14 protein-coding genes are annotated in these 14371 nt (G+C 64.6%); 5 read left to right on the forward strand and 9 right to left on the reverse strand.

The window, feature by feature from the left end:
- Positions 1 to 49 precede the first annotated feature (49 nt).
- Both HS968_RS02240 and HS968_RS02245 read left to right on the forward strand, forming a co-directional pair.
- The gene (locus HS968_RS02240; RefSeq protein ID WP_182369957.1) at positions 50 to 1114 is read left to right on the forward strand and encodes a DUF2157 domain-containing protein; all 1065 of its coding nucleotides are present in this window, start codon (positions 50 to 52) and stop codon (positions 1112 to 1114) included.
- Entirely contained in the window at positions 1111 to 1878 is a 768-nt protein-coding gene (locus tag HS968_RS02245; RefSeq protein WP_182369958.1) for a DUF4824 family protein, read from the forward strand. The genes HS968_RS02240 and HS968_RS02245 overlap by 4 nt, the downstream gene beginning before the upstream one ends.
- On the opposite strand, the gene HS968_RS02250 is transcribed toward HS968_RS02245, so the two are convergent.
- The 4 genes from HS968_RS02250 to HS968_RS02265 all read right to left on the reverse strand — a co-directional run bounded on the left by HS968_RS02250 (position 1872) and on the right by HS968_RS02265 (position 6529).
- Positions 1872 to 2309, reverse strand: a complete 438-nt coding sequence (locus HS968_RS02250; protein WP_119692236.1) for a hypothetical protein — start codon at positions 2307 to 2309, stop codon at positions 1872 to 1874. The two genes, HS968_RS02245 and HS968_RS02250, sit on opposite strands and share 7 nt — an antisense overlap.
- 83 nt (positions 2310 to 2392) lie before the next feature.
- Complete coding sequence (locus tag HS968_RS02255) at positions 2393 to 4732, reverse strand: FdhF/YdeP family oxidoreductase (protein ID WP_182369960.1); 2340 nt, start codon at positions 4730 to 4732, stop codon at positions 2393 to 2395.
- A complete protein-coding gene (gene fdhD / locus HS968_RS02260; protein WP_182369962.1) occupies positions 4729 to 5544 on the reverse strand; it encodes a formate dehydrogenase accessory sulfurtransferase FdhD in 816 nt (271 codons plus the stop codon). Before fdhD ends, HS968_RS02255 begins: the two co-directional genes overlap by 4 nt.
- Before the next feature lie 94 nt (positions 5545 to 5638).
- Complete coding sequence (locus HS968_RS02265) at positions 5639 to 6529, reverse strand: LysR family transcriptional regulator (protein WP_182369964.1); 891 nt, start codon at positions 6527 to 6529, stop codon at positions 5639 to 5641.
- Positions 6530 to 6648: 119 nt separating this feature from the next.
- Here HS968_RS02265 and lysM point away from each other — a divergent pair, with 119 nt between their 5' ends.
- On the forward strand, positions 6649 to 7086 hold the full coding sequence (gene lysM, locus HS968_RS02270; protein ID WP_106737540.1) for a peptidoglycan-binding protein LysM: 438 nt from the start codon (positions 6649 to 6651) through the stop codon (positions 7084 to 7086).
- A 56-nt stretch (positions 7087 to 7142) separates the two neighbouring features.
- Here lysM and yrfG read toward each other — a convergent pair whose 3' ends face one another.
- A complete protein-coding gene (yrfG, locus tag HS968_RS02275; protein ID WP_182369965.1) occupies positions 7143 to 7805 on the reverse strand; it encodes a GMP/IMP nucleotidase in 663 nt (220 codons plus the stop codon).
- A gap of 123 nt (positions 7806 to 7928) precedes the next feature.
- Between yrfG and nudE the strand changes: the two genes are divergently transcribed.
- Together nudE and cysQ are read left to right on the forward strand one after the other, a co-directional pair.
- Positions 7929 to 8495 carry an ADP compounds hydrolase NudE gene (gene nudE, locus HS968_RS02280; RefSeq protein WP_074676569.1) on the forward strand — a complete coding sequence of 189 codons (567 nt, stop codon included), beginning with the start codon at positions 7929 to 7931 and terminating at the stop codon, positions 8493 to 8495.
- A complete protein-coding gene (cysQ, locus tag HS968_RS02285) occupies positions 8492 to 9310 on the forward strand; it encodes a 3'(2'),5'-bisphosphate nucleotidase CysQ (RefSeq protein ID WP_182369967.1) in 819 nt (272 codons plus the stop codon). Before nudE ends, cysQ begins: the two co-directional genes overlap by 4 nt.
- Before the next feature lie 69 nt (positions 9311 to 9379).
- Here the strand turns inward: cysQ and HS968_RS02290 are convergent, their stop codons facing one another.
- From HS968_RS02290 to pyrR, 4 genes are all read right to left on the reverse strand, one after another.
- Positions 9380 to 11287, reverse strand: a complete 1908-nt coding sequence (locus HS968_RS02290; protein ID WP_182369969.1) for a beta-ketoacyl synthase — start codon at positions 11285 to 11287, stop codon at positions 9380 to 9382.
- A 277-nt stretch (positions 11288 to 11564) separates the two neighbouring features.
- Positions 11565 to 12836 (reverse strand): dihydroorotase, encoded by a 1272-nt coding sequence (locus HS968_RS02295; protein ID WP_182369971.1) that lies wholly within the window; start codon positions 12834 to 12836, stop codon positions 11565 to 11567.
- Complete coding sequence (locus HS968_RS02300; RefSeq protein ID WP_011920651.1) at positions 12836 to 13843, reverse strand: aspartate carbamoyltransferase catalytic subunit; 1008 nt, start codon at positions 13841 to 13843, stop codon at positions 12836 to 12838. Before HS968_RS02300 ends, HS968_RS02295 begins: the two co-directional genes overlap by 1 nt.
- Positions 13844 to 13854: 11 nt before the next feature.
- The gene (gene pyrR, locus HS968_RS02305; RefSeq protein WP_119692221.1) at positions 13855 to 14358 is read right to left on the reverse strand and encodes a bifunctional pyr operon transcriptional regulator/uracil phosphoribosyltransferase PyrR; all 504 of its coding nucleotides are present in this window, start codon (positions 14356 to 14358) and stop codon (positions 13855 to 13857) included.
- Between the last annotated feature and the right edge of the window lie 13 nt (positions 14359 to 14371).

A 14371-nucleotide genomic window follows, 5' to 3' on the forward strand; every position in this document is an offset into this window, starting at 1 on the left:
TGGGGCCGGAGTGCTAGGCTGAGGGGCAATCATTCGCCAGGAAGTGCCCATGTCCGATCTCGAGCGCGAACAGGCGCAGCAGCGCGCCGCGCGCATCGCCGCCTTCCGCGAGGAACTGGCCGAATTGCGCCAGGAGCAGGTGTTGCAACTGAACGAGGCGCAGGAGCAGGCCGTCGCCAACCATCATCGCCAATTGCTGGCGCACTTTCGCCAGACGCTGGATATCGACGCCGATGACCGCGCTCGCCAGTTGTCGTTGGGCATGCGCTTGGCCTCGCTGTTCGGCGCGCTGGCCCTGGCGGCCGGGCTGTTCTTTCTGTTCTACCAGTTCTGGGGATTGTTCGACGCCTTCGCGCAGGTCGCCATCCTGGTCGGCAGTGCCTTGGGCAGCCTGCTGCTGTGCTTCTGGCTGCAGGCGCGTGATGCTTCTGGCTACTACGCCAAGCTGGCCGCCGTGCTGGCGTTCGTCTGCTTCGTACTGAACCTGTCGATGCTCGGGCAGATCTTCAATATCACCCCTTCGGACAAGGCCCTGCTGCCCTGGGGAGCGTTGGCCCTGCTGCTGGCCTACCAATGCCGCCAGCGATTGCTGTTGCTGGTGGCGCTGCTTTGCTTCGGTCTGTTCATAGCGGCACGCATGGGCGATTGGGCGGGTTGGCACTGGTGGTCGCTGGGTGAACGGCCGGAGCTGTTCATGCCGCTGGTGGTGCTTCTGCTCGTGCCGCAGTGGTTCGAGCAGCAGCGTTATCCGGGGTTCGCTGCCTGCTACCGGGTCATGGGGTTGCTCTACCTGCTTGGCCCGATCCTGGCGCTGTCCTACTGGGGGCGTGGCAGCTACCTCGACTGGTCGACGGGCTGGATCGAGGCGTTCTACCAGACGCTCGGTTCCCTTCTGGCTGGGTTCACGGTATGGCTGGGCATTCGTCGTGGCTGGGGCGAAGTGATCAATACCGGCCTGGTCTTTGCTCTGATCATGCTCTTCGCCAAGCTGTTCGACTGGTGGTGGCAACTGCTGCCGCGCTACCTGTTCTTCCTCCTGCTCGGTTTGATCGCCGTGCTGTTGCTGGTGGTGTTGCAACGCTGGCGGCGCAGCGCGCCTGGAGGTGCGCAATGAAGCGGGCAGTGTGGCTTGGTCTCGGCGTGGTGCTGCTGAGCAATGCCGTCGCCCTCGGCGGCGTCTGGTACAACCGCAGCGGCGAGCCCGAGGCGCAACTGCTGCTCAGCGAGCGCGAGCTGCAGCGCGTCTACGGTGGTTGGTTGCGTGATGAGGACGATGGCGTACTGCGCCTGCAACTGAGCTGGCAACGCCTAGGTGATGACTGGCAACTGCCCTGGCTGGACGAGGCCAAGCTGCACGAGCTGGGTTTCTCTGCCACCGATGAACAAGCCCTGAATAGACAGCCAGCGCGTGAAGTCTGGTTGGTTCTGGAGCTGGATGGAGCGCTGTATCGCCGTCAGGTCGAAGAGGCGCGGCAGGCTCTGAGCGTGGCCGAAGCTGAATTACGCGCCAAGCCTGAGAGCGAGGTGTTGCAGCAGGAGCGTGACGATCGTCAGCGACGCCTGCAATTCGTCGAGCAGCAGGCCAGCCGTCTGATGCTGGTGGATGCGGGTGTGGATGAGCAGGTACTGCGCCAGCGTTGGCCGGATCGGCAGCGTCAGGTCTTACTGGCCGGGCGTATCGAGCCCTATCGCCACGGTGAGGAGGCCGGCTATGGCGCCACCATTCGTCTGGAGAACGACCGCCTGAGCGTGCCCTACGCCTATCGCGAGCTGGCGCGCGGCTGGGAGCGCAGCTACGAACAGACGGGGTTCAAGGCGCAGGTCGAAGTTGCCTTCGGTCGTCGCCATGAACCCTGGGTGCTCAGCATCCGTCAGTGACGGCGCCAGTGCTTGCCGTGCTTCTTGTGTTTCTTGCCATGGTGGTGCTTGCCGCGACGATCATCGTCGTAGCTGGCGTTGCCCATGTAGTTGCCTAGCGCGCCACCGGCGCCACCGCCAACTGCCGCACCGACCACGCCGCCGGTGTTACCACCGACCTGCTGACCGACCACGTTACCGCCAGCCGCGCCCAGAGCGCCGCCAATGGCGGCTTCGGTACGACTGCGGCGGTCGGCGCCAACCATGCTGCCGGCTGCGCCACCGAGACCCGCGCCAACTGCTGCGCCGGTGTTGCCTCCGACCTGCTGGCCAACCATCGCCCCCACGGCACCACCCAGTGCGCCGCCTAGGCCGGCCTCGGTATTGCCGGCAAAGGCAAAACCGCCGCTGGTCAGGCCAAGGGAAAGAAAGAAGAGTTGCAGAGACTTCATGGACACCTCGATTACAGAAACCGCCAGATGGCGAGCGTTACGCCATTGACCGGCGATTCCTGTACGAGGTTCCTGGCCGCCGGTCAGCTCGCTGCGCTGCTGCCCAGCAGATTGCCGCCGCTGGCCGCCTGCAAACGGATGGCGACGAACTTGCTGGTCGGTGTGCTGCTGCCGACACCGGCACTTTCCAGCGGCACCAGCGGGTTGGCCTCGGGGAAGTAGGCCGCTGCCTGGCCTGCCGGAATGTCGAAGGCGAGCAGGGTGAAACTGCTCACCCGGCGCTCGATGCCATCGTTCCACAGCGAGCGGATGTCCACCTTCTGCCCGGGCTTGAAGCCCAGACGGAGGATATCCGCTTCGTTGGCGAAGAGCACGTCACGCTGGCCACGCACGCCGCGGTAACGGTCGTCGAGACCGTATACCGTGGTGTTGTACTGGTCGTGCGAGCGCAGGGTCTGCAGGATCAGATCCGGTGTTTCACCGCTTTCGCGTACCTGCGGTGGCAGCAGGTCGGCGAGCAGCGCATTGGCCTTGAAGTTGGCCTTACCGGACGCCGTCTTCCACTGCCGAGCCCCGGCCGAGTTGCCAAGGTAGAAGCCGCCAGGGTGAGCGACGCGCTGGTTGAAGTCGTGGAAGCCGGGAATGGTGTCGGCGATCAGGTCGCGGATGCGGTCGTAGTCGGCGATCAGCGCGTCCCAATCCACCGGGTGGTTGCCCAGGGTGGCCTTGGCAATGCCGGCGACGATGGCCGGCTCCGAGCGCATCTCGCTACCGGAAAGCGGTTCGAGCTGGCCATAGGAGGCGTGGATCATGCTGAACGAATCTTCCACCGTCACCGCCTGCGGGCCACTGGCCTGATGGTCGATGTCGGTACGACCCAGGCACGGCAGGATCAGCGCATCGCGGCCGACAGTGAGGTGGCTGCGGTTGAGCTTGGTGCTGATCTGCACGGTGAGGTCGCAGCTCTGCAGCGCCTGATGAGTGCGTGGGCTGTCCGGCGTGGCCTGGGCGAAGTTGCCGCCGAGGCCGATGAATACCTTGGCCTGACCGTCGATCATGGCGTTGATCGCCTCGACCGTGTTGTGACCGTTCTCGCGAGGCACCGTGAACTGGAAGCGCTTTTCGATGGCATCGAGCAGCGCCACCGGTGGGCGGTCGTTGATGCCCATGGTGCGGTCGCCCTGCACGTTGCTGTGGCCGCGCACCGGGCACAGGCCGGCGCCGGGGCGGCCGAGGTTGCCGCGCAGCAGCTGCAGGTTGACGATTTCCTGGATGGTGGCCACCGAATGGTGGTGCTGGGTGATGCCCATGGCCCAGCAGATGATCACCCGCTCGGCGCGACGGTACATGCGCGCGGCCTGTTCGATCTCCAGCAGGCTCAGGCCGGACTGGGCTTCCAGCGCTTGCCAACTGGTGTCGTCGAGCAGCTTCAGGTAGGCATCGACCCCGTCGGTGTGCTCGGCGATGAAGGCATGGTCGAAGACCGCCGGCTCACCTTTGGCTTGTGCCTCGCGCTCCCACAACAGGAGGAACTTGGCGATACCGCGCATGGCAGCCATGTCGCCACCCAGGGCTGGGCGGAAGAACGCGGTATTCAGTGGTTCGGAGCCGTTGGTGAGCATCTCCAGCGCGTGCTGTGGATGCTGGAAACGCTCCAGACCGCGCTCCTTCAGCGGGTTGAAGCAGACCACCTGGGCGCCGCGTTTGACTGCTTCACGCAGCGGTTCGAGCATGCGCGGGTGGTTGGTGCCGGGGTTCTGGCCGAGCACGAAGATGGCGTCGGCATGTTCGAAGTCGGCGAAAGTCACGCTGCCCTTGCCGATACCCACGCTCTGGCCCAGGGCGACGCCGCTGGCCTCGTGGCACATGTTCGAGCAGTCGGGGAAGTTGTTGGTGCCGTAGGCGCGCACGAACAGCTGGTAGAGAAACGCTGCTTCGTTACTGGCGCGGCCGGAGGTATAGAACTCGGCGTGATCCGGGCTTGGCAATGCTTTGAGGTGCTGGGCGATCAGGGCGAATGCCTCGTCCCAGCTGGTCTGCACGTAGCGGTCGGTGGCGGCGTCATAGCGCATCGGGTGAGTCAGGCGACCCTGGTATTCGAGCCAGTAGTCACTCTGCTCACGCAACTGGCTGACCGTGTAACGGGCGAAGAAGGACGCGTCCACGCGGCGTTTGGTGGCTTCCCAGTTGACCGCCTTGGCGCCGTTCTCGCAGAACTTGATATGGCCGTCCTCGGGCGAATCGCCCCAGGCGCAACCGGGGCAGTCGAAGCCGCCGTTCTGGTTGGTCTTGAGCAGCGCGCGCAGGTTCTTGAACGGCTGTTTGCTGTCCAGCCAGAAACGGGTGACGCTCTTCAACGCGCCCCAGCCGGCGGCCGGGCCGCTGTAGGGTTTATAACGCGGGTCGATGGGTTGCAGGCTCATGGTCGTTCTTCTTCGTCAGGCGCAGGGCTATAGACCCGCGGCGTGCTGTGATGAGGCAGGTGGATCAGGTTGAGGCGATGGCGCCGCGCCCATTCCACGGTCAGGGCGGTGGGGGCGGACAGGCTCACCAGGGTGCCGATGCCAGCGCGTACCGCCTTGTGCAGCAGCTCCAGGCTGCAGCGGCTGGTGACCAGGGCAAAGCCACCGTGAATGTCGATACGTTCGCGGGCGATGGCGCCGATCAGCTTGTCCAGGGCGTTGTGGCGGCCGATGTCTTCGCGGCACAGACGAATCTCGCCGCTGGCGTCAATGAACAGAGCGGCATGCAGCGCGCCGCTGTGGCGTGCCAGCTTTTGCTGATCACCGATACGTTCGCGCAGGCCTTGCAGGTGTTCGAGTGGCGGCAAGGTTGCGCCAGGCAGTGCCTTCAGTGCCGGCAGTGCCTGTTCCAGCGCATCTACGCCGCACAGGCCACAGCCGCTGGTGCCAGCCATCTGCCGGCGTTGCTGCTTGAGCGCCCAGAAGGCACGACTGCTGACCTGCAGGCGCGCTTCGCGACTGTCGCCGATACCGCGCAATTGGATGTCATAGATGTCGTCGATTGACTTGATCAGGTCGTTGCCGAGACTGAAACCTACGGCAAAATCTTCCAGGTGATGTGGTGAAACCATCATCACCGCCTGGTTCAGGTCGTTGTAGCTGATCGCCAAGGCACATTCTTCGGCCAGAGCAGCGTGCTGCGCGCGACCGTCACCGAGTTCGGCGTATGCATAGGCACTGGCGATGTGCGGCTGGGCGGCTGGCTTGGCCATCGAGGCACGCTCTGTGACAGATTGACACAGCTAAGCCTAGGCCCATGGGCGGTGAGCGTCTAATCGTTGGCTTTGATGTTCTGATCGATGGGCTCTATCGGTTGTTGGCCAACCACTCCCGTGCTTCTTCGAAGCAGGCTTGCGCGAGCGGCGAGGCAGGGGCGCTGCGACGCAGGATCAGGCCCTGCGGCGCCAGCGTATGGGCATCTTCTATCGGCAGTAGGCGTAGGTGACCGTCGGTCGGTGAACCATTCGCCGGCAATGGCATGACGCTGCAGCATAGGCCAGCACTGACGGCCTGGGTCAGGTGGTGGACGGCATCGGCCTCCAGGCGCACCAGCGGGCTGAGGCCGCGGGCACGGAAGCTGTGGTCGATGGACTGGCGAAAGTGCATGCCGGTGGAGAGCAGGCCCAGAGGCAGACTGGCCAGTTGTTCCCAGCGCAGACTGCTGCTGGTGAAGTGGAAATGGCGCTGATCGTAGAGCAGCCCCATGCGCGCTTCGGCCAGTTCCAGGCTGGTGAAATGCTCACGGTCGAGGCGGTCGAGATAGGACAGGCCGAGGTCGAGCTGATTGCGAACCAGGCGCTCGAGAATCTGGTCACTGCTCAGCGCGTGCAGTTGAAAGCGCAGCCCTGGATGACGTTCGGCGAACAGGCTGACCAGGCGCATGGGGTCGAAGCTGGCCAACGGCACTACGCCCAGACGCAGTGTGCCCACCAGATGACCGCGGCAGGCGGCTGCTTCGGCGAGCAGGCCATCCTGTGCGGCCAGCACGCTGCGCGCCCAGGCCAGGATGCGTTCACCCTCGGCACTGAAACCCTCGAAACGCTGCCCGCGGCGCACCAGCTCCAGGCCTAGCTCGTCCTCCAGCTGGCGCAGGCGCATGGACAGCGTCGGCTGGGTCACGTGGCAGCGTGCAGCGGCCTGGCCGAAGTGGCGGGTTTCGTCGAGGGCGACGAGAAATTTCAGCTGCTTGATATCCATGGGCGCTCCTGGTCTGCCCGGATTCTAATGCGCGAACGCTAATCAGGGGTGTTTCCTGAACTAGACTTTGGTCTCCGGGCGATTTGCCCGGTCATTCACAAGGAACGAGAGGAATCGCCATGAGTCTGTTTGCCTTTGTCAAAGACGCCGGGGTCAAGCTCTGGGAGTCGCTGGTGGGTCAGGAGGCGCAGGCCGCCGAATCGCTCAAGGAGCATGTCGCCAAGGTTGGCCTGGGCAACCCGAACATCGAGGTCAGCGTCGAGGGCGACAAGGTCATCGCGCGCGGCGAAGTGGCCAGTCAGGAAGAGAAGGAAAAGATTCTCCTGGCGCTGGGCAACGTCGCTGGTGTCGGTGAGGTCGATGATCAGATCAGCGTGACCACGCCCGCGCCCGAAGCGCGCTTCGTCACGGTGAAGAAGGGCGACACGTTGAGCGCGATTGCCAAGGCCGAGTACGGCAATGCCAATGCCTACATGAAGATATTCGAAGCCAACAAGCCGATGCTCAGTCACCCAGACAAGATCTATCCGGGGCAGGTGTTGCGCATTCCCGAATAGGCTCTGGCTTGGCTGCAATCCGGGGCGCTATGTCAGATTGTCCTGATTGCAGCCAGCTACAGGTCTTGCAACAGCTCCTGGTAGTTTTCCACCGCAGCGAATTCCTCGGTGTCCTTCGGGTCGGCCTGGCTGTCCGGTTGACGTACGGCGAGCAGATGAGCGACGCCAAAGCGTCCGGCGCTACGCAGGATCGGCAGGCTGTCGTCGATGAACAAGGCGCGCGCCGGATCGAAGTCGACATCCTGGCGCAGAGCGAACCAGAACTGCTGATCCTCTTTGGGGAAACCGTAGTCATGGGAGCTGATCAGGCGCTCGAACCAGGGCGCCAGCTCGACGCGCTCCATCTTCAGTGACAGCGAGTCGCGGTGCGCGTTGGTGATCAGCACCACGCGTTTGCCGGCGTCGCGCAGGGCGCGCAGGAACAGCTCGGCATCCGGGCGCAGGGCGATCAGGTGAGCGACTTCTCGCTTGAGGTCGCGGATCGACAGGCGCAGCTCGCGGCTCCAGAAGTCGGTGCAGTACCAGTTCAGTGTACCGGCGTGCTCTCGAAACAGCGGCAGCAGTTCGGCCTGCGCCAGTGCCAGGCTGACACCATGCTGCTCGGCATAGCGTTGCGGCAGGTGGGTGAGCCAGAAGTGATTGTCGAAGTGCAGGTCGAGCAGGGTGCCGTCCATATCCAGCAGGACGGTGTCGATCTGCTGCCAAGGTAGTACGGGCATGCTCATCTCTCTGACCGGGGAAAAACGATTCGTGGCCTGTTTCGCCTTGATGCAATCTCGGCCACGGATAATGGCGAAAGCCGCTGTATGATAACCCGCTCGGTCCCGCCAAGGAGTCGCCTCATGCGCCAAAAGCCCACGGTTCTCGCTCGCGAAATTGTCGCCAGCAGCCGTTTGTTTCGTGTCGAGGAAGTGCAATTGCGCTTCTCCAATGGCACGGAGCGCACCTATGAGCGACTGGTCGGCAAGGGCTCGGGCTATGGTGCGGTGATGGTCGTGGCGATGCTCGACGCCGAGCACGCGGTACTGATCGAGGAGTACTGCGGCGGCACCGATGACTACCAGCTGTCGTTGCCCAAGGGCCTGATCGAGCCGGGTGAGGACGTATTGGTGGCGGCCAACCGTGAACTCAAGGAAGAGGCCGGTTTCGGCGCGCACGAGCTGGAGTACATCACCGAACTGAGCCTGTCGCCCGGTTACATGAGCCAGAAGATTCAGGTGGTGCTGGCGCGCAATCTGTACGAAGAGCGCCTGCCCGGCGACGAGCCCGAGCCGATGCGGGTCGACCGCATCAGCCTGCGCGAGCTGTCCAGCCTGGCCCAGCACGAGCAGTTCAGCGAAGGCCGTGCATTGGCGGCGCTGTACCTGGTGCGCGACCTGCTGACCCAGCGCGGGGAATTCAGCCTGTGATGCATCCCTATATTGCGCAGGTGATCGAGTTGGTACGCGCGGCTGGCGCAGCGACCCTGCCGTACTGGCGCAGCGGTGTCTCGGTGACGGAAAAGGCCGATGCTTCGCCGGTAACCGCCGCCGACCTGGCTGCACACCATATCCTGCTCGATGGCTTGCAGGCGTTGGCGCCGGATGTGCCGGTGCTGTCGGAGGAGGCTGCAGATATCCCGCTGGCCGAGCGTGCCGCCTGGACGCGCTGGTGGTTGGTCGATCCGCTCGATGGCACCAAGGAATTCATCGCCGGCTCCGAAGAGTTCACCGTTAACGTCGCTTTGATCGAGCAGGGCCGTGTGGTTTTCGGCGTGGTCGGTATTCCCGCCAATGGCCGTTGCTATTACGGCGGTGCCGGCCTCGGTGCCTGGTGCAGCGACGCGCCGGGTTTCGAACAACCGATCAGGGTGCGTCTGGCGTCTGCGCAGGGTTTCACCCTGGTAGCCAGCAAGCGCCACTCCAGCCCGGAGCAGGAGCGTTTGCTCAGCGGCTTGGCCGCGCTTTTCGGTGAACCGGCACTGGCCAATATCGGCAGTTCACTGAAGTTCTGCCTGCTGGCCGAAGGCAATGCCGACTGCTACCCGCGTCTGGCACCCACCTCGCAGTGGGATACGGCAGCGGCGCAGGGCGTGCTGGAAGGGGCGGGTGGCGAAGTGCTGGATCTGGCCGGCGCGCCGCTGACCTATGCGGCGGGTGAATCCTTCCTCAATCCGTCTTTCCTCGCTCTGCCGGCTGCCGCCGAGTGGCGTGCAGAGTTGATCGAGCTGGCGCGGGCGCTTTAATCGTAGGGCGGGTGAAACCCGCCGTGATATTGGCGGGTTGCACCCGTCCTATACGGGAGCGCGACAGGCTCAATCGAGCATATCGCTGTAGCGCTCGTCCTTCTTGAACACCAGTGGCTGGTCGAAGCCCGGCACCTTCACTTCTTCGGTGGTGATGGAGATCGCCTGGTCGTCGATCATGTCGTTGCCGAAGTTGTAGATGATGTCCAGCTTGCCCTGCAGAGCCTGTTGGTCGTAAGCGGCAGCAGCAGTACGAGTGCCTTCACGGCGCGCCAGGTAGGCATCGAAAGCGGCCTGGCCGTGACGTTTGCGCAGCATGCGCTCGGTTACGTGCGGAGCCAGCACCAGGGCGCTGGCGTTGTTGCCGCCGAAACCCTTGGAGTTGATGAAGGCCACGTCCAGCGCTTGCTCGCCGACCTTGCGGTCGTCGGTGGACAGGCTCAGGTGCTGCTGATGCACGTCACCGGCGACGGCGTCGATGGTTTTCAGGCCAGGCACGATGCCGTACTTGAAAGCGCCGAGGGCGCCGATCACCTGGTCGCCGCTGGCGGTGGCCAGGGAATGGCCGACGAAGGCTTTCACTGCGGTAACCGGCCATTGCTCGATACCGAAGGCCGCGGCGACGCGGTCGAGGATTTCCGACTCGGTGACGCGGTTGGCCGGGGTGCTGGAACCGTGGGCGTGGACGAAGCTGCGGTTGCGCACTGCGTCCAGGCCGAGCAGTTGCACAGCGCTGGCTACGGCTTTGGCCACGGTCAGGTAGTTGCCCGGGCCGGGGGCGGAGATGGATTTCTTGAAACCATCGGCGTTGATGAATACGTCCGGCACGGCGCCGTGGATGTCGGCACCCAGCTCCAGTGCCAGCTCGTCGTCCATCAGCACTACGAACTGGCAGGCCTCGGCCAGGGTGAACCCGCAGTTGTCGCCGAACGGGCGGCTGGCACGGCGGAAGTCCACCTCGCTCTTGCCCTCGATCTGGCGCAGACCTTCCTCGGTGGCCAGTGCGCCCATCGCGCCGTAGCCCTCGATGCACTCCTGGTTGATCGGTGCCTCGCTGCTGCCGACGATGACCACACGCGCCTTGCCTGAGGCGATCTGCTCGATGCCCTTCTGCAGGTTGTAGAGGAAGGTGGCGCAGGCACCAGTGATGCTGCCGGTGGTGCCGACGCTACCGAGCACGTAGGCGTTGATGAAGTCCGCCGGCATGGTGTTCAGGCCCAGGGCCAGTTGCTTGGCGGTGACGCGACCGCCCTTGAGGCGCGACTGCATCATGCCGCCGAAGCCGTTTTCGTCGAGCTGGCTCATGATGCAGCTGGCGAATACGGCGATCTCGTCCGGGGCGACGTGCTGGACGATGCGTTGCCAGTCGATGCCCACCGAGCGTAGCGCGTCGGTGACGCCGACCACGGTCATGGCCAGGCCACGTGGGTGGAAACGGGCGTTGTACAGTTCGCTCGGCTCGAAGCCGGTGGGCAACTGTCCGGCGGATTTCACTGCCAGCGGGCGATAGCTGTCGACCTTGAATTCGCAGCTGTCGTGCAGGGTGACGCGCACTTCGTTGCCTTCGAGCTCTTCGATCGACCAGTTGCTTGGCAGCGGCTCGGGCAGTTGCTTGCGCTGGGTGAGGAAGCTCAGGCTGGCGCCATCGGTGGGGGCGACGCCAATGCTTTTCTGCCAGTGAGCCGCGTCCGGATCCAGGTGCTGCTTCTCGATACGGCGCACCAGGGTGCCGGCGAGGATCTGCTTGGCATAGCGGCTCTCGATCTCGGCCAGGCTCAGCGGCTGGCCGTCCTGATCCTGGTACTGGCCATCGACCACGCGCACCAGTTTCATCATCTGTGCCAGCCCGGCCAGGGTTTCCTGGCGTGCCTGGGGCTCCAGCGACTCCTGCACGGTGCGACGAAAACCATGGTGGAAGGAGCTGCGCCCGGCTGCGTTGTAACCCCCAAAACCCACGATCACAGGTAAGCGCGACATAACTCAAAAGCTCCTGAACAAGGCCAGCGCGACGCCAGGCCGGCGCCTCAGGGCGCGAGCAGGGTCATAGGGCGGTGGCATTTGGAAAATTTCGGCTGCCTAACCTGACGTGGATCATGACCGTCGAGTCACTCATTCGTCCAATGTCGTGGCAGGTGAAAGGCGTGTCGCAGGTGGGAAGGTGCAGTAGGGTGCGCCGTGCGCACCAAGAGTCTGCTAGAGGCTGGTGCGCATAGCGCACCCTACGCGAGCCCGCCGATTGGCGGGCTCGAAGGGCTCAGCTCTGGTAGCTGATATGTCCATCGACCAGCGTGTAGCGCACTGCGCCGGGCAGGCAGTGGCCGATGAACGGGCAGTTGCTGCCCTTGGAGTACCACTGCTCGCCAGCGACGGTCGACGCTTGTGCATCGAACAGTACGATATCGGCAGCCCCGCCGACGCTCAGCTTGCCAGCCGGTAGACGCAATGCGGCGGCTGGGCCACTGGTCAAACGTGCCAGCAGGGTCGGCAGATCCAGCAGGCCGTCCTGCACCAAGCTCAGGGCCAATGGCAGCAGCAATTGCACGCTGCTGATGCCTGGCTCGGTGGCAGCGAAGGGCGCCAGCTTGGCATCGCGCTCGTGTGGCTGGTGGTGGCTGGAGATGGCGGAGATGACGCCAGATTTCACTGCATCACGCAGACCATCACGGTCGGCACGTGAGCGCAGTGGTGGCTGTACGTGATAGAGGCTAGAGAAGTCGATCAGCGCCTCGTCGGTGAGGATCAACTGGTACAGCGCTACATCCGCGGTTACCGGCAAACCGCGTGCTTGCGCGTTGGCGATCAGCTCGGCACCACGGGCGCTGGTGATTTGGCTGAAGTGCGCGCGGACGCCGCTCTGCTCCACCAGTAGTAGGTCACGGGCCAGGGCTACGGTTTCGGCGGTTTCCGGGATGCCGGCCAGGCCGAGAAAGCTGGCGGTCGGGCCTTCGTGTGCCAGGCCGCCTTCGGCGAGGTCGGCGTCCTGCGAGTGGAAGATCACCTGCAGGTCGAAGGTGGCCGCATATTCCAGCGCGCGGCGCAGGGTGCGGCTGCTGCGGAAGTTGTCCAGGCCGTTGCCGAAGGCCACGCAGCCGGCATCGCGCAGCGCAACGAGTTCTGCAAGCTGTTCGCCGGCCAGGCCCTTGCTCAGTGCGCCGATGGGGAAGACCTTGGTGTGCCCGGCTTCGCGGGCGCGGTCGAGGATCAGCTCGGCCACCGCCGAGGTATCCAGCACCGGTTTGGTGATCGGCGGGCAGCACAGGCTGGTGATGCCGCCGGCCGCAGCAGCCAGGGTTTCCGTGGCGATGCTGCCCTTGCGGCTGTAGCCCGGCTCGCGCAGGGCCACCGACAGGTCGACCAGACCGGGCGCGGCGATCAGGCCCTGAGCGTCGAAGGTCTTGTCGGCAGTGAAGCCGGCAGGTGCCTGGCCGGTGGCGACCAGTTTGGTTCCGTCGATATAAAGGTCGGTGACCTGATCCAGGCCGCTGCTGGGATCGATCACGCGGGCGCCGAGGATTGCGGTACGCATCAGTTGGCCTCCTCGGCGTTGAGTTGACGTTGGGCGTTCTGCCCGCTCATGGCCATCGACAGCACGGCCATGCGGATGGCGATGCCGTAGGTGACCTGGTTGAGGATCACCGACTGCGGGCCGTCGGCCACTGCCGACTCGATCTCCACGCCGCGGTTGATCGGCCCCGGGTGCATCACCAGGGCATCCGGCTTGGCCAGCTTGAGGCGCTGCTCGGTGAGGCCGAACAGGCGGTAGAACTCGCCCTCACTGGGCAGCAGGCCGCCCTGCATGCGCTCACGCTGCAGGCGCAGCATGATCACCACGTCGACGTCCTTGAGGCCTTCATTGGCATCGCTGAACACGCGCACGCCGTAGCTTTCCTCCAGGCCGATGGGCAGTAGGGTCTTCGGCGCGATCACGCGGATGTCCGGGCAGCCCAGGGTCTTCAGCGCCAGCATGTTCGAGCGTGCCACCCGCGAATGCAGGATGTCGCCGACGATGGCCACCGAGAGATTCTCGAAGTCGCCCTTGTGGCGGCGGATGGTGAGCATGTCGAGCATGCCCTGGGTCGGGTGCGCGTGGCGGCCGTCGCCACCGTTGATGATCGCCAGGTTCGGGCACACGTGCTCGGCGATGAAGTGCGCAGCGCCGGAGTCGGCATGGCGCACGACGAAGATATCGGCAGCCATGGCCTCGAGATTGCGCAGGGTGTCGAACAGTGTCTCGCCCTTGCTGGTGGAGCTGGTCGACACGTTGAGGCTGATGACGTCAGCCGACAGGCGCTGGGCGGCCAGCTCGAAGGTGGTGCGGGTGCGCGTGGAGTTCTCGAAGAACACGTTGCACACGGTCTTGCCGCGCAGCAGCGGGACTTTCTTCACCGCGCGCGCGCCGACTTCGAGGAAGGAGTCGGCGGTGTCGAGGATTTCGGTCAACAGCTCGCGGGGCAGGCCGTCGAGTGAGAGGAAATGGCGCAGCTGACCTTGGTCGTTCAGCTGCAGCGGGCGCTTGGCGGCGAGTGGCGTCATCGCAGGGAGTCTCAGTTGGCGAGCGTCTGGAGTTCGAGGGTCAGCGGCGTGGGGCCGGACAATTTTACCCGCTCGTTGGCCGCCAGCGACAGGGTGGCGCCGACCACGTCGGGGCGGATCGGCAGTTCGCGGGCATTGAGATCGAGCAGGCTGACCAGGGTTACGCTGGCCGGGCGGCCGTAGTCGAACAGTTCGTTCAGGGCGGCGCGGATGGTGCGGCCGCTCATCAGCACATCGTCGATCAACACCAGGTGCTGGCCTTCGATCTCGAACGGCAGCTCGGACGGCTGCACCTGTGGGTGCAGGCCGTTCTGGGTGAAATCGTCGCGGTAGAACGACACATCAAGGATGCCCAGGGCGTCATCACGTCCCAGCGCCTGCAGCAGGGCCTGGGCGACCCAGACACCGCCTGTGCGGATGCCGATGAAGCGCGGCTCACTGATCTGGCGCTGGTTGAGGTGCTGAGTCAGGGCGCTGGCCATGGCCGGCAGCAGGTCGTTGGGGTTCGGTAGCATGGCGAAACTCCTT

The sequence above is a fragment of the Pseudomonas berkeleyensis genome (genome assembly GCF_014109765.1).
Classification (GTDB): domain Bacteria; phylum Pseudomonadota; class Gammaproteobacteria; order Pseudomonadales; family Pseudomonadaceae; genus Aquipseudomonas; species Aquipseudomonas berkeleyensis.